The organism is Salinivibrio sp. IB282 (genome assembly GCF_001995685.1).
GTDB classification, from domain to species: domain Bacteria; phylum Pseudomonadota; class Gammaproteobacteria; order Enterobacterales; family Vibrionaceae; genus Salinivibrio; species Salinivibrio kushneri.
The window spans coordinates 25409-41277 of the sequence record NZ_MUET01000022.1 but is presented as its reverse complement, the minus strand read 5'-3'; the positions used below and the strand labels follow the sequence as shown (position 1 = coordinate 41277).

Here is a 15869-nt window from a genome sequence, read left to right as displayed (position 1 = left end):
GTTCAATAATCGCCGCCCAGTGCGCGCGTTTTTGTGCTTGTTTCATGGTACCTCCGCTTAAAAAGGTACTATGACAAAGTCCGTGTCTTATGGGTATGTGGGGTTTATTAACCGCTTACGATCCCAGAGCTGTTAGCGGGTAACGATGTCTTGGCATTGGCAAATACCGGCAGCGGAAAAACGCTTGCGTACGGTTTGCCTTTGCTGGAAGCGTTAAACGCAAACCCTCAGCATCAAGCGCTGATTTTAGTGCCGACGCGTGAGCTGGCGATGCAGGTCAGTGACGCGATCAACCAAGTGGGTAGCGCCTTAGATCTCAGTGCCATTTGCTTGTGTGGCGGTGTTGATAAAGCGGCGCAACAACAAGCACTGGCGGACAATCCCAACATTCTTGTGGCGACGACAGGGCGCTTGGTAGATTTAGCCAATAATGGTTTGGATTTGAGCACGGTACATTATCTTATTTTGGATGAAGCGGATCGTTTGCTCGATATGGGTTTTTGGCCGGATGTGCAAAATATTGCGATGCAAACTGCACGTAAACGCCAAACCGCGATGTTTTCAGCGACGTTTTCCGATGCGCTCAAGCAAAAAGCCAACCAGCTAATGGTTGCGCCAAAACAGCTCGCCGCGCATCAAGAAAACAGCACCCATCAAGAGGTCACAGAAACACTTTACTTGGTCAACAAAGGCAGCAAAGCGAAAGCCTTGATTGAATGCATCAAGCAAAACGCGTGGTCACAAGTGTTGGTGTTTGTGGGAGCGAAAGAAAACGCCGATGGCTTGGCGAAAAAGCTCAACAAAGCGGGCATCTCGGCCCGTGCACTGCATGGCAATAAAGTTCAAACCGAGCGAGAGCAAGCCCTGGCGCAATTCAAATCTGGCCAAATCAACGTGTTGATCGCCACCGATCTATTAGCGCGTGGCATTCACATTGAACACTTACCGGTGGTGATTAATGTTGAATTGCCCATGCACGCCGAGACCTATATTCACCGTGTGGGGCGCACTGCTCGTGCTGGTGAACAAGGTGTGGCCATGTCTTTGGTGTGTCATGGCGAAATGGACGCACTGAACGCCATTCGTCATCTCACGCAAAGAGCATTGCCCGTGCAAGCGCTGGACGGTTTCCCGGTGACAGACAAACCATCGATAGGGGAAAGTAAACGCGCTCCTCGCGACAAGAAAGTCAACCGACGCACGAATGCGAAAAAGAGCATTAAGCAGTTCCAGGCGAAGCCGAAACGCCCAGCGCCGGGGGCAAAGTAAGGCGTGTCAGGGGTGTTATTTGAGGTGGAAGATTTGCTCTGTTTCTAGCGATGTCATCGCGCGTACCTGACGCCAAATGTAATAGAAAATACCGAACATCATCAACATGCTAGGGATAGCAATCATCGGATAACTGTATAGCGTCATCTTACCCAGCTCTTCATTAAAGGCGGGCGTGCCCGCAGGGCTGGTCACAATCCAAGTCGCCAGGAAGTAATTCATCGCTGATGAAAACGCAAAGGTGCTGGCGAATAGATAGTTAGACCACATCAAACAACGCTCAAAGGCGTCGGATTGCCCGCTCTCTTTTAACCGCTGATTGATCAACGAGAGGTTGAGCACGGTGTCATTCAGTATTAACTTCTGCATCAGTGGGTAGCGGGTAAAGGTTGACCCTAACACCGCCAAGCCAATAATGCCGGGGATCAGCGCCTCTTTTAAGGCTAACCAACGGGTATCGAGCTCGAGTAGGCCAATCCCACCGGTCAGTAACACGCTGATAAAACCCAGTGCTGCAATAAAATTGAATTTCTGGTTACGGACTAGATCCATCCCGCCGTAAGCGAGAGGAAAAGCCAAAGCGACGACCAGTGCCGTGGCTGTACCTAGGTATTCATCGCCGCTCAACTTCATCAAGATGATCGAGGGGATGAAAACGTTGAACAGGATTTCAAACAGGGGACTCGGCTTTTTCGCGGTGGTATTGCTCATAATGTGTGACTAACTCTAGGTGATATCGGTTGCCATTATACTCTGCCAAGCAGTGTTCATCGACCCGCGATCGATGTAAAGCGCAAAAGCGCACCGTTGTGTAACTATGTGTGAAACCCAAGGAAGCAATGCCAGTGAGCGGTTAAAGGTAACCCCCTCTTCAGGGCCACTGGGCAATGCTTCTTTGCGGGAGCCCTGCCTTTATTCTCGCATCTCCACCTACTCACCTAACACTGGCGTTTTTCAACGCATACCAATCCATCTCTTTTGGCAAAGGCGTGTCGTTGTGATCGCGTGTCAGCGCTAAAAAAGTCGCATCCACGGCGCTAAAGTAACGGCTGGTCATCGTCCACTGGCCGCCGGCGATAAAGAACTCCAATGAGCTGGTATCGGCGAGAACTTGTAGCGGTAACTCCTCCAACTGYTCGGGCAAGTGAATGCAGCGACGGGTATCGCCTTCTTTGGCGAGGCTTGCGCTTCTATCCAGTGTTAGGGTGCGGCTGTCACCGTCAATGGTGAGTGCACAACCGGATGGTTTGCCGGAGGAGGCTGGGGTCATCATGCCGCTGCGGCTGTGAAAGTATAGCGTGTAGTGGCCGCTGGTCGGAATGGGCAGCGTGGTGTTGAGCTCAAACTGCTTGGTGCCTAAATCCACCGTGGTTGAGCAGCACTCGGGGTTAATCAGCAAAAGTTGCTGAGGGCCTCTTAAGCTTTGTAGCGCGGTAGCCGGGCGCTGATAAAGTTGCCCATTTTCCCAATATAACTCGCGAGGACATGTCAACTGATGCAACCAGCCCGCGCTTTGACTGGGTTGTTCGACTTCGTCTGGCAGGCCCATCCAAGCAATGAGTATTCGCATATTGTCAGGGGTCTGCGCCGTCTGTGGCGCGTAAAAATCAAAACCATGATCTAGCACCTGCCAGTCATTAAGCGTGATGCCGTCTGATTCTAGCGTGGCTTTGGCGTAACCGTTGTGGTGTGGCACGTGATAATCGGGCGTAGGTGATGGACTGCCTTGTGGGCAGAGAATACAAACCCATTGCTCGTTGAGCTGGAAAAGATCAGGGCACTCCCACATATAACCATGCTCGCCTAAGCTATCACCGCTTAGTCCGTCATAGTGCCACGTAAGGCCATCGGTGGAGGAGTATTGCGCCAGGCGGCCTATTTTATCTTCACGTTGCGCGCCCAACAGCATCCGATAGTGTTGGCCGTCATGGATGACTTTGGGATCGCGAATATGCTCGGTCACGCCTGCTGGTGGGGCATCAATCACTGGGCCGAGCTTCTCAAAGTGAATACCATCGGTTGAGCGTGCCACACATTGGGTAGTTTGGCGCAAACGCTCGGGGCCAATACGGGTGTTGCCAGTGTAATAAAGCCAGAGGGCGTCGTTCATCACCATGGCGTGGCCTGAAAATACCCCATGGCTGTCATACCAATCACTGGGGGTGAGACCGAGCGGCGCAGTATGCCATTGCACCCCATCAGGGCTGATTAAATGCACCCAGAATTTATCTTTGTGCTCACAGGCAAAGGGATACCACTGATAAAAAAGGTGATAGTGACCTTGAAAGTAAATAAAACCATTGGGGTCATTCAGCAGCCCTTGGGGAGGGTTGATATGCCATCCGGGGCGATGGAAATCTGTCTTCTGGCTGGGTGAATAGAAGGGCGCGGCTTGTTCACGCAGGTTTTGGTCGATAAGGCGTCCCAGTGCAGCGAGCACTCTTTCATCGATTGGTTGCTCAAGCGTGATTTGGCGCAGCGACACGTCAACCGCATGGATGGGTAAGGCGTCTTGATTGACACGCTCAAGCGTGCTTAGCTCAATAATCACCTTCTCTTGATGACGCAATACGCGGCGTACATTGTCGGTGCCACCACATGCGTCTACCAAGCCTGTTGGGGTTATTTCCATCTATCCGTACCAGTTTTATTTTCGGGAACGTTCCAAAAATAGCGAATAAGACGGTGGTGGCGCAAGTAAAATTTCTCTGTATTGGGTTAACGATCGCTGTGTCAAGGGCAGGTGGCGCGGCTGATATAGTTAAAGCCCATCACCAATTTGGACACATGGCTTTGCCCAGTCTCCAGTAATTCGAGCAGCATTTTGGCACCACTTTCTCCCGCCGCATCAAAGGCATAGTTAAACGTAGATAAGCTTGGCGATACCACTTGGGCAAGCTCATCATCGCCCACGCCAATCAATTTCACGCCTTGCCCTGGCGTAATCCCCTGTGCTTGTAAGGCTTGAATAGCGCCAATCGCGATACGATCGGTGGCACAGAATACACCGTCAAGATCAGGATATTGCGCTAGCATAGCGGTCATGGCGACATAGCCTGATTGAATCGAGAACTGGCCTTGGTAATGGAACAAGGGGGCCGTTTGGGTCAATGTGGTCAATGCGCTCTCAAGGCCTTGATAACGCTGCTGATCAACCGCAATATCTTCCGCTTGTACCCCCAGAAAGCCCACCTGTTGGCACCCGGCTTTAATAAGCTGCTCGCCGGCACAAAAACCGACTCGGTAATCATCATGGATCACGCTGGGGATGTTATAGGGTGAGCCGTCTTGACCAATCACCACCACCGGCGCACTCGAGCGTTTGATTGCTTGTACGACGGTAGGGTTGAGCGTAGAAGCAAACAGCAAAATCCCCTCGACCCGTTTTTGATTGAACAAATCAAGGTAATGACAAATACGGGCGTCATCTTGCCGAGTATTGGCCAGAAGCACTTGTTTCCCTTTTTGATCAAACACATGGCTAAGACCATCGACACTGGCTGACATCGCATGTGAGGAAACACGCGGCACAATCACGCCAATGAGATTGGTTTTACTGGATTTTAAATCCTTAGCGATTTGGTTGACCACATAGCCGCATTGCTCAATGGCGCGATTCACCTTCTCAATCGTCGCGGGTTTTACGCCATACTCTTGGTTAATTACACGCGACACAGTGGATTTGGAAACACCCGCTAAACGGGCGACATCATTCAAGCTAGCCATGGGTTCTCCTTTACTGAGAGTGCCATGATCGTTCCATTTACGGATCCTTTGCAAACATAGCACCGTAAATACCCCTTATTTAGTGATTTAAGTCACGTTTAAGGTGAGAGTCGCGCGGTGGTTTACTGATCGATCTCACAGCGATTAGCCCTCATACTTGATGCTTTACAGGATTCAGCACATCATTTTCGGGATCGTTCCCGAAAATGTGGAGCGTGTGACGCCACACGAAAATAAAAGTGACGGTGGCAAAGACGGTGAGAGCGTGCAGGGGAAGTAGCCATGAACTACCAAGCAATAGCACAACAACTACTCGATAAACTGGGTGGAAAAGAAAACATCGCAGCGGCGGCACACTGTGCCACGCGGCTAAGACTCGCACTCCATGATGATAACTTGGCGGATTTAAGCGCGATTGAATCGATTGAAGGTGTGAAAGGCCAATTCCAAGTCAGCGGTCAGTTACAGATCATTTTTGGCTCGGGCATTGTCAATAATGTTTATGCCGAATTCAGCAAGTTAACGGGCCAGTCAGACATGTCGTCGAAAGACGTGGCGGCGGCTGGCGCTGAAAAGCAAAATTGGCTACAACGCGCGGTGAAAGGGCTGTCAGATATTTTTGTTCCCATTATTCCAGCCATCGTCGCCGGTGGTTTGCTGATGGGGATTTTCAATATCCTGACTGCGCCGGGCTTGATTATTGATGGCAAATCTTTGATTGAGGCCTACCCACAAATGGGCGACTTGGCCAATATGATCAATACCTTCGCCAATGCGCCATTTGTGTTCTTGCCGGTACTGCTGGCGTTTTCAGCCAGTAAAAAATTTGGCGCTAACCCCTTTTTGGGCGCGGCACTGGGGATGTTAATGGTGCACCCTGATCTGCTTAACGGCTGGGGCTTTGGCGGTGCCGCGGTGTCTGGTGATATTCCGGTGTGGGAAATCTTTGGTTTTGAGATCGAAAAAGTCGGTTATCAAGGCTCAGTACTGCCTGTGCTGGTTGCTACCTATATTTTGGCGCAAGTCGAGCAAGGCTTACGTCGTATTATTCCCTCGGTGCTGGATAACTTGCTGACCCCGTTGCTGGCCATTTTTATCACCGGCCTGATCACCTTTACCCTGGTGGGTCCATTTACCCGTGATCTCGGCTTTTTGCTCGGCGATGGTCTTAACTGGGTGTATGAATCGGCTGGGATGCTTGGCGGTGCGTTGTTCGGGTTTGTGTATGCGCCGTTTGTGATCACCGGGATGCACCACAGCTTTATCGCGATTGAAACCCAACTGTTGGCAGACATTGCGGTCACCGGCGGTACCTTTATCTTCCCAATTGCCGCGATGTCGAATGTGGCACAAGGCGCTGCTTGTTTGGCGTTTGGGCTGAAAACCGCGGATGTGAAAGCGAAAGGGATTGCGATGCCGGCGGGTGTCACGGCTCTGCTTGGCATCACTGAACCGGCGATGTTTGGTATTAACCTAAAATATCGTTATCCGTTTATCGGGGCGCTGGTAGGGGCAACCTGCGCGGGCGCGTTTGTCACCTTCTTTAAAGTGAAAGCGCAAGCGTTGGGTGCCGCGGGGCTGCCAGGGATCATTTCTATCCGTCCTGACGGCGTGGTGCCTTATATCATTGGTATGGCGATTGCCTTTGTTGTGGCGTTTGCGGTGACCTATGTACTGGGTGCGCGTAAAAAATACGCACAAGCTGCAGCGGCCTAATCGAGCGTGAAACGAGGAGCAAGTGTGATGAACAAGGTATGGGTCACCGGTGATGCGGTGGTGGATTTGATCCCAGAGGGTGAACACCACTACCTAAAATGTCCGGGTGGTGCACCCGCCAATGTGGCGGTGGCGATTGCTCGACTGGGTGGCGCAACCGGCTTTATTGGCCGAGTGGGCAGCGATCCGCTGGGGGGCTTTATGCAAAATACCTTGGCGAGTGAAAACGTGGATACGCGATTTATGCATCGCGATGAAACGCAGCGCACCTCAACGGTATTGGTCGATCTGGATGAGCATGGCGAGCGCAGCTTCACCTTTATGGTCAAACCCAGCGCCGATCAGTTCGTGCAGCCTTACGATTTTCCACTGTTCGAAAAAGGGCAGTGGTTGCATGCTTGCTCCATCGCTCTGGCAAACGAGCCATCGCGCTCTGCCACGCTTGGTGCCATGCAAGCGTGTCGTGACAAGGGCGGGTTTGTCAGCTTTGACCCTAACTTGCGTGAGGATCTGTGGCAAAGCGAGGCGCAAATGCTAGAAACCGTCTGGCAAGCTTTGCCGCTGGCGGATGTGGTTAAAGTGTCTGATGATGAGCTTGCCCTAGTGACTAAGCCCTTCATTACCGAGGCGCATTCAGTGAAAGCAAGGTTAGCAGCGTTAGTGGAGCACGCACCCAATGTGTCGTTATGGGTGGTGACACAAGGCAGTGAAGGCGCGCGAGTCGCGTTCCATCAGACGGTTTGGCAGGTGGCGACAACACCAGCAAACGTGGTGGACACCACGGGGGCAGGAGATGCGTTTATGGGCGGATTGTTGGCTGCCCTTGCCAAGTTGCCCGACTGGCAAACGCCCGAGGCGGTGACGGAAGCCGTGCGTCAAGGCAACTGCTGTGGCGCGCTAGCCACCACCGCTAAAGGGGCTATGACCGCATTGCCCACGGCGTTGCAGTTGCAAGCAGAATAGACGAACGCGAAGAAGAAAAACCCCCTTAGCTATCCATCGCTAAGGGGGAGGCAGGGTTTTCGGTATTGCGAAATAAAGCGTGTGGTCGTTATTTAATATTGACCACCATCTTGCCGAAGTTGCGGCCTTCGAGTACATCAATCAGTGCTTGCGGCGCTTGCTCAAAGCCATCCACCGCGTGTTCACGGTAATGGATTTGGCCTTCGCCGACCCATTTGGCCATGTCGTGAGCGAACTCAGGGTAACGGTGCGCGTAGTCATCAAAAATGATGAAACCTTTCACTGTGAGTCGCTTAACCAAGATGGTGCCCATCAACTGCGAAAGGCGGTCTGGACCTTCTGGCAGGGCGGTGTTGTTGTACTGTGACACCAAGCCACACACCGGAACACGTGCTCCTGTGTTAAGCAGTGGCATCACCGCATCAAATACCTTGCCGCCGACGTTTTCAAAGTACACATCAATGCCTTGCGGGCAGGCTTCGGCAAGCTGCTCGGCAAAGTTGTCGGCTTTGTGGTCGATACAGGCGTCAACATTGAGGTGTTCACGGGCGTACTGGCATTTATCCTCGCCCCCGGCAATCGCTACTACGCGGCAACCTTTCAGCTTACCAATTTGTGCCACAGTCGCACCGACGGGGCCAGTGGCTGCTGCGACGACAAGGGTATCGCCTTCTTTGGGTTGGCCAATATCTAATAAGCCCATGTAGGCGGTGAAGCCGGGCATCCCCAAGATCCCAAGCGCGTATGAGACTGGGGCTAAATCTGGGTTGAGTTTCAGCAGGGTATCGCCATCGACGACAGAATGGGTTTCCCAACCTTTGTAAGCGAGTACCCAATCACCCGCCTGGTAATCGGCGTGGTTGGATTCCAGTACTTTACCCACGGTGGCACCGACCATCAGGCCATCAATCGCTACGGGTTCTGCGTACGATTTGGCATCACTCATTCGACCGCGCATGTAAGGGTCAATCGATAGGTGATGGTTTTCAATTAGGACGTCATTGTCACCGAGTGCGGGAATGGCGACTTCTTCTAAGCGAAAGTTCTCAGCGGTGGGCGCGCCAACCGGACGCGATGCGAGAACAAAACGTTGATTTGTTAATGCTGACATTGATTCCTCCCTTGATGATGGGAAAAGAGGCGGCTGGATCAGCGCGCCTCATCATGAAATAAAACGGCGATTACAGCGCGGCTCGAAGCACGCGGCGGCAAACGTCCGGCGTCACATCGCCATGTTCACCGAGTTGGGTCATACCGTGTTGAGTCAGGCTTTCAATCAAGGGCTCAATCGCGGTTTCATCCAGATCGTAATCGCTCATGCGCGTTTTTACGTTCATGCGCTCGAAAAAGTCGCGTGTTTTCTCAATCGCTTGCTGTGCTTTTTCGGCTTCGCTGCCTTGGTCAATATGCCAAACACGCTCAGCAAATTGTGCGAGCTTGGCCTGTTTTTGCTCAAACTTCTCATTAAGCATTGCAGGCAGTACCACGGCAAGGGTTTGTGCGTGGTCTAAGCCATGTTGAGCTGTAAGCTCGTGACCCAGCATATGGGTTGACCAATCTTGCGGCACACCCACGCCAATCAAGCCGTTAAGCGCTAAGGTGGCTGTCCACATCAGGCTAGCACGCACGTTGTAGTCTTCTGGTGTTTCCAGCGCTTGTGGGCCCAACTCAACCAAGGTTTGTAGCAGGCCTTCAGCAAAGCGGTCTTGTACCGGAGCATGGGCTGGATAGGTGAGGTATTGCTCAACCACGTGAACAAACGCATCCACCGCACCGTTACCCACTTGGCGAATCGGTAGGGTGTAGGTTTTCACCGGATCCAACACTGAGAACTGCGGGAAGACCAACTCGCTCATAAACGGCAGTTTCGCTTGCATCGATTCACGGGTCACCACCGAGCCTTTGTTCATCTCAGAGCCGGTAGCAGGCAAGGTGAGCACGGCGCCAAATGGCAGCGCTGCTTCTACTTTGCCACCCATGCTGGTGAGAATGTCCCATGCGTCGCCGTCATATTTCGCCGCCGCGGCCACGAATTTGGTGCCATCAATCACTGAGCCACCGCCCACGGCGAGGAGGTAGTCATAATCTTCAGCGCCGACTTTCTCGACCGCCTTCATCAAGGTCTCATAGCGCGGGTTGGGTTCAATGCCACCAAATAGGCCAAATTGACGTTGCCCTAGCGCTTGTTCGACTTCATCCAAGGTGCCGGTTTTACGTGCACTTTGGCCGCCGAAAAGAATCAACACTTTTGCATCGGCCGGGATGAGCCGATCCAGCTCGGCAATCTTACCTTCGCCAAAAACGATACGTGTGGGATTGTAGAACTCAAAGTTGTTCATTGCTCATCCTTCCTTTTATTGTGCTTGATGGTATCAAGCGTTTATTTAAATTAGACCGGTCGTCTAGTGAGTGCCGGTTAAAAACCCGCCAAAGCGGGTTTTGAGTAGATGGTGGCTGTACGCTAACAACGAGTGCCGTCGCGAGTGCCACGCATCGGGTATTAACTTGTTGTTGAAGCGATGCTTGATACAGCAAAGCGCCGTTAATCGATCAGCCCGAGCTTTTCTTCGGTGATGGTCATCGCTTGCGCGAGATGACTGTCGTTACGATGCAGCTTGGTTAGTAAGCTGGCACCCAGCCACAACTGATACAAGGTCGTAGCGGTGGTCAGTGCGGTTTTATCGTCAAAGACATCACGCGCTTGTGCCAGGGTATCAGCCAAACGGCCAATTAATTGGTCGGTGCCATCGCGCAGTGCCAGCCGCATTGGCTCGGATAAATCAGCCACTTCTGCACTCAGCTTTACTACTAAGCAAGTTTGCACCGGATCTAAGCTACAGTATTGCGCTTGCCAACGGCTAAAGTAGTTGTGGACCCGCACAATGGGAGAGACTGCCTTATCGGTCAGCAGGCGATTCACATCGGCAATGTAGCAAGCAAAATAGTGATCCAACACTGCTTGGCCGAATTGCTCTTTCGACGCGAAATAATGGTAGAAGGAACCCTTGGGCACGCCAGCTTGTTTTAGTATTGCACTAAGGCCGACGCCACTAAAGCCAAATTGCGCCATCACGCTCACGCCCGTTTCCAACAAATGTTGGTGGGTCGCATTGTGGCTGCTGTTTTCTCGGGTGCTGCTCGATTTCATGTGGGGCAGCATAATTAAAATTAGACCGGTCGTCTAGTGGTGCGGGAAATTTTTATTTTGGCGCGGTTCGCTGGCATAAACTGGGCCGGTATGCTGTGCGCAATCCCAGTTGATGTCAGATTTATTACGTTGTTCACAATTTGAACGGCACGCAGTGGCACAGTGGCAACCGTGTGCTTTACTGACAGAGTCAGCCGAGCTGACACACAATTTGGTAGATGATTAGCGCGCAGTGACGCGCCTTAATGAGTTAAGCCCCCGTTAATGTCAGGCGCCCATGACGACACCTTGTTAGCCGCCAGCCAGGCCATTAACACAAGACCATGCGGTAAGGACGCTCAACGTAGTGAGCACACGGGGCAACGTAAAAAGCGTTTCATTGACCAACAACCAACAAGGAATGCATCTCGAAGCCGCTCAGCAGAGCGGCTTTCTCTTTTTTGGGCCTAGCGCCTGACGCATTGCATATGCACGTAATACCCTAAGCCGAGTGTTTTCTCGTCCTGTGGCTGAGTGTGTATCCACGCTCTCTGTTATGTGCTTAACGGCTCGTGCATTGTCTTTTTGAATCACGAACTTGCCAATTCGCTGCCTGACGGTGATCGAATTTGCTTTCCGATTCGAAATAATATAAGACTGTGGCGTAGCGCCGCATTCGGCGATTGGCATTAATATCGTTCATTAATCTGATAGAGAGGTGTTCGATGAACAATAAAAGCAGACGTTTGTGGTATTACTACAAAACGAAGTCCAATAAGACCCGCCAAGTTAAAACGGCTGGGTCAGCATAATCAAGCGTGAGTCAGGCAACCATCGGGTTGCCTTTTGTCGTTCTAAGCGATTGAAAAAATCACTAAGCTATTGTGCATTGTCGAATTTTTCATCTAATCTTTTCAGTAAAGCTTTCACAAGCGCATTGACCCAAACAGGGGCGCGGGAGGGACGATGAATGTACTATCTTTCCAGCATGTCAATGAATTGATTAATGAAACGATCACGCTCATTGATGGAACGGATACGGAATATGCAATGACGCTGGCGCGTGTCGACACTCATCCTGGCCACGGTGATGAGGTGGGCGGGCAGGCGGTAGAAAACTTCAGCCTGGTATTGAAAGGGCCGGAAGACATCCGCTTTCCGCAAGGCAATTACCTGCTTACCCATCCAGCGCTTGGCGAGCAAATCCTACATATGCTTCCCGCGGGCGATGCCACCTATACCATCAACATCAACACGCAAGCCTAATCGTTCTGTGGTCGCTCGCGGTTGCCCATTGGGCCTCGTGGTAGTTAGCGACCAACACTGATTAAATAACCGCCAGTCAATAAGTTACTTTTCCCTTTTCGTAGATTAGTCATGGAAATTGAGTAGAATAAGGCCGCTAAGCTAGCAGTAGGGAGGTCATATGTTTGCCTGGCTGAGTGGCTTATTTGAAAAAGAACAGCTGCAATCGTTTGTTTGGGTAAGAGACATTATGGCGAGCAACCCTAAAGGGAGCTACGCCAAGTATAAAAATTATTACGATCGCCACGTGAATCGCATTCTTAAGGGTTATCACAAAGACTTTCTCCGCTTTGAGAAATTCGCCGCCCGTAATTACAAATACAGCGACCAATCGATTTTTATGGCGATTAAAGTTGCCAACTATGCCTATCAACTTGGTCAGATGAAAGTGGCCGCTTGCATCACCGCGGCAGTGATTTCGGCGTGTAATCGCGCAAAAAAAGGCGAGTCACAGGTTCATCCTAAATTGTATCGCGCCACCGTGGTGTTGCATAAAAAAGTGCTCGAAACGGGTAAGACGAGTAAGACAGAGAAATCGAAAGCGCCAGCGTGACAAAACAGTGTTGGGTAAGTTTTGTCCACTTAACAAAAATGTCATATTCCTATTCAGCCCCCGCCATGACTGAATAGGTGATACTTGTCACGTTTTTTCCTTCTTTGACTGTAACAATTTGTTCTGGTCATTCATTCGCCACACTGATAGAGTCTCCTCCCTCACACACCTTGTGAGCGAACTAATGCTTAAATCTACACAAAATAATGACCGTCTCGTTGCCGTATTTACCATCGGCTTTGTTGCTGTCTTCCTTGCCTTTGCCTTGTTTGACCTGAAACACTTCTCTTCTGTTATCCAGTCTCTATTTTCTGAGTCTGCCAACCTTTTTGGTTACTGGTGGCAGTGGTTAATGGTGATCAATTTTGTACTGGCGCTCGCTATTGGCGGCAGTAAATTTGGTAAATTAAAACTTGGCGCCACGGATACTGTCTCGATGAGTCGTTTCCGCTGGGTGGCGATGATCATGTGCACCCTACTTGCGGGTGGTGGTGTATTCTGGTCAGCCGCGGAACCTATCTATCACTTCATGACCCCGCCGCCGGCGTTAGGTGACATGGAAGCGGGTGTAATGGATACCGTCGCCCCCGCACTGAGCCAAAGCTTTTTCCACTGGGGCTTTTTAGCCTGGGCCGTGTTAGGCACCTTGGCAACCATCGTGCTGATGTATGCCCACCACCAAGCGGGTGTGCGCATGCGCCCTCGTGCGTTGTTGTATCCGCTACTTGGGGACAAGCTGGAAAATCACTGGTTAGGCTCTGTGATTGATGCTTGCTCTATCATTGCGGTCGCTGCCGGTACCATTGGCCCAATCGGCTTTCTGGCGACCCAGCTTGGCTACAGCCTAGAAAGCTTTGCCGGTATCGAAAACACCATGCCAATGCAGATGCTGATTCTGGCTGCCGTCGTGGCGATTTACTCTATCTCTGCATTTACCGGGATGGATAAGGGCCTACAATGGCTGAGCCGCATGAATGTGATTGGCGCTGCCGTATTGCTGGGTGTGGTGATTGTGCTGGGGCCAACTGGCTTTATCTTTGAGCAGTTTGGCTCAGGCTTTAGCTACTACCTGAACAACATGCACACCCTCGCGCTGAATACCGATAACGGTAGCTGGAATGCATGGTGGACCTGGTTCTTCTGGGGTTGGTTTATTGGTTTTGCACCCATGATGGCGATCTTTATTGCTCGTATCTCGAAAGGTCGCTCGATTCGTGAGCTGATCTTCGCCGTGGCTATTTGTGCACCGATTGCGACTAACTTCTGGTTCTCAGTACTGGGTGGTACGGGTATCTTTTATGAGTTGCAATCGCCTGGCAGCATCTCTGGTCCAATGGCGGATGCGGGCTTGCCAGCGATCTTGATTGCGTCCTTGTCACAGCTACCTTACAGCGTGGTTCTGATCCCAGCCTTTATGCTGCTGACCACCACCTTCGTGGCGACCACGGGTGATTCGATGGCTTACTCGATTGCGATGGCCGTATCAGGTGACAACCAGCCAACTCGCCGTCATCGTCTATTCTGGGCGATTGTGATGGGTGTGGTTGCCGGTGTACTTCTGCTTGCCGGCGATGGTGGCTTGAATGCGCTTCAGTCGTTTATCGTGATCACCGCCGTGCCTGTGTCTTTCTTGATTGCCTTTACCTTCATTACCGGCCCGATCGCGGTGATGCGGATGCAACAAGAAAAAGAAGCTAACTTGGCAGTACAGCCGGCGACTGCCAGCTAGTCAGACCTGAGCCTGTTAATGAGAAAAGCGCCGCGTTGTCGGCGCTTTTTTTTGCTTATTGGATAGGAGTCATCACGCTATTTGGGTTGCCATTGTCCGCTGGTGACCAGCTTATCCATCACCTTATCGACAGCGACTTGCGCTTTGGCGACAATCTCATCCACCTCATTAGGGGTGACTACCAAGGGTGGGGCGAAACCAAGAATATCGCCATGTGGCATGGCACGCGCGATCAGACCTTGCTCCACACACGCGGCGGCGACCTGTGGCCCAACTTTCAGGCTGGGGTCAAAATGGCTGCGGTTGGCACGATCGGGTGAAAACTCAAGCGCATGGAGCAAACCGACACCACGGCTATCACCAATCAATGGGTGATCCGCAAAAGCGGCTTTCATTTTCATTTGCAGATATTCACCCGTGGTCGCGGCATTCTGAGTCAGATTCTCGCGCTCGATGATATCAAGGTTACACAGAGCGGCTGCCGCGCCCAGTGGGTGGCCAGAGTAGGTGTAACCATGACCAATCGCCCCCCACGCATCGGTACCATCTTCCAAAACATCCCACACTCGGTGACCGATCATCACCCCGGAGAGCGGTTGATAGGCAGAGGTTAACCCTTTGGCAACGGTAATCAGATCAGGCTTCATATCGTAGTAAATCGAGCCAAAGTCACTCCCGATACGACCAAAGCCACACACCACTTCATCGGCGATCAGCAGCACATCGTATTTATCCAGCACTTTGCGAATCGCCGCCCAGTAGCCCTCGGGGGGCGGTACGATGCCACCCGTGCCGAGTACCGGTTCGGCAATCATCGCGGCGACCGTATCCGGGCCCTCAGCAAGGATCATTTTCTCCAGTTCATCGGCACAATGCTGCGCGAATTCAGGCTCGGTCATGCCGGTGTCTTCACGACGATAATAGTAGGGGGCCATGGTGTGTTTGATGCGCTCAATGGGCAGGTCAAAATGCGCATGGAACAGTGGTAACCCCGTGAGTGATCCTGATGCCACGCTGGAGCCGTGATAACCCCGATCTCGTGAGATGATTTTCTTCTTCTCAGGTTTGCCACGCGCATTGTTGTAGTACCAAACAATCTTGAGCTGTGACTCATTGGCATCACTGCCTGACATGCCGTAATAGACTTTGCTCATGCCGGGAGCCATGTTGATCAGGCGCTCCGACAGCGTCACCAGCGCTTCGTTGGTGTGGCCCACATAGGTGTGGTAATACGCGAGCTTTTTCGCTTGATCGTAGATGGCATCGGCCATTTCTTCGCGGCCATAGCCGATATTGACGCAGTAGAGCCCGGCGAAGCCGTCAATCAGCTCAATGCCCTCTGAATCGGTAATGCGAATGCCTTTCCCGGTCTCAATCACTCGCCCTGGCATCTCGCCATGCGCATACTGCTTTAAGTGCGTTGAGGCGTGGAATACGGTGTTTCTGTCTTTTTCCAACAAGGCTTTTGTTTCTGGACGCAT

General features: G+C 51.8%; 12 protein-coding genes and 1 pseudogene. 6 read left to right on the top strand and 7 right to left on the bottom strand.

Annotated features, from left to right (window positions below):
* Window positions 1-114: 114 nt before the first annotated feature.
* Window positions 115-1269: pseudogene (locus BZG14_RS06940) on the top strand (DEAD/DEAH box helicase); the annotation flags it as partial.
* A 15-nt stretch (window positions 1270-1284) separates the two neighbouring features.
* Here the strand turns inward: BZG14_RS06940 and BZG14_RS06935 are convergent.
* From BZG14_RS06935 to BZG14_RS06925, 3 genes are all read right to left on the bottom strand, one after another.
* A complete protein-coding gene (locus BZG14_RS06935; protein WP_077608337.1) occupies window positions 1285-1980 on the bottom strand; it encodes a VC0807 family protein in 696 nt (231 codons plus the stop codon).
* A gap of 223 nt (window positions 1981-2203) precedes the next feature.
* Window positions 2204-3901: a glycoside hydrolase family 32 protein gene (locus BZG14_RS06930; RefSeq protein ID WP_077608336.1), complete on the bottom strand. Its 1698-nt coding sequence runs from the start codon at window positions 3899-3901 to the stop codon at window positions 2204-2206.
* Window positions 3902-4002: 101 nt separating this feature from the next.
* A complete protein-coding gene (locus BZG14_RS06925) occupies window positions 4003-4995 on the bottom strand; it encodes a LacI family DNA-binding transcriptional regulator (protein WP_077608335.1) in 993 nt (330 codons plus the stop codon).
* A gap of 282 nt (window positions 4996-5277) precedes the next feature.
* On the opposite strand from BZG14_RS06925, the gene BZG14_RS06920 reads away from it, so the two are divergent.
* Both BZG14_RS06920 and BZG14_RS06915 read left to right on the top strand, forming a co-directional pair.
* Window positions 5278-6711: a sucrose-specific PTS transporter subunit IIBC gene (locus tag BZG14_RS06920; protein ID WP_077608334.1), complete on the top strand. Its 1434-nt coding sequence runs from the start codon at window positions 5278-5280 to the stop codon at window positions 6709-6711.
* Between the two features lie 27 nt (window positions 6712-6738).
* Window positions 6739-7674, top strand: coding sequence for an aminoimidazole riboside kinase (locus BZG14_RS06915; RefSeq protein ID WP_077608333.1), 936 nt, complete (start codon window positions 6739-6741; stop codon window positions 7672-7674).
* An 88-nt stretch (window positions 7675-7762) separates the two neighbouring features.
* Here BZG14_RS06915 and BZG14_RS06910 read toward each other — a convergent pair whose 3' ends face one another.
* The 3 genes from BZG14_RS06910 to BZG14_RS06900 form a co-directional block, all read right to left on the bottom strand.
* The gene (locus tag BZG14_RS06910; protein WP_077608332.1) at window positions 7763-8785 is read right to left on the bottom strand and encodes an NADP-dependent oxidoreductase; all 1023 of its coding nucleotides are present in this window, start codon (window positions 8783-8785) and stop codon (window positions 7763-7765) included.
* 70 nt (window positions 8786-8855) lie between these two features.
* Window positions 8856-10013 carry an iron-containing alcohol dehydrogenase gene (locus BZG14_RS06905; RefSeq protein ID WP_077608331.1) on the bottom strand — a complete coding sequence of 386 codons (1158 nt, stop codon included), beginning with the start codon at window positions 10011-10013 and terminating at the stop codon, window positions 8856-8858.
* 203 nt (window positions 10014-10216) lie between these two features.
* A complete protein-coding gene (locus BZG14_RS06900; protein ID WP_108743530.1) occupies window positions 10217-10822 on the bottom strand; it encodes a TetR/AcrR family transcriptional regulator in 606 nt (201 codons plus the stop codon).
* A 945-nt stretch (window positions 10823-11767) separates the two neighbouring features.
* Between BZG14_RS06900 and BZG14_RS06890 the strand changes: the two genes are divergently transcribed.
* From BZG14_RS06890 to BZG14_RS06880, 3 genes are all read left to right on the top strand, one after another.
* A complete protein-coding gene (locus BZG14_RS06890) occupies window positions 11768-12067 on the top strand; it encodes a DUF6916 family protein (RefSeq protein ID WP_077608328.1) in 300 nt (99 codons plus the stop codon).
* A 160-nt stretch (window positions 12068-12227) separates the two neighbouring features.
* On the top strand, window positions 12228-12659 hold the full coding sequence (locus tag BZG14_RS06885) for a hypothetical protein (RefSeq protein WP_077486740.1): 432 nt from the start codon (window positions 12228-12230) through the stop codon (window positions 12657-12659).
* 184 nt (window positions 12660-12843) lie between these two features.
* Window positions 12844-14388 carry a BCCT family transporter gene (locus tag BZG14_RS06880; RefSeq protein ID WP_077486739.1) on the top strand — a complete coding sequence of 515 codons (1545 nt, stop codon included), beginning with the start codon at window positions 12844-12846 and terminating at the stop codon, window positions 14386-14388.
* Between the two features lie 77 nt (window positions 14389-14465).
* Here the strand turns inward: BZG14_RS06880 and BZG14_RS06875 are convergent, their stop codons facing one another.
* Entirely contained in the window at window positions 14466-15869 is a 1404-nt protein-coding gene (locus BZG14_RS06875) for an aspartate aminotransferase family protein (protein WP_077486738.1), read from the bottom strand.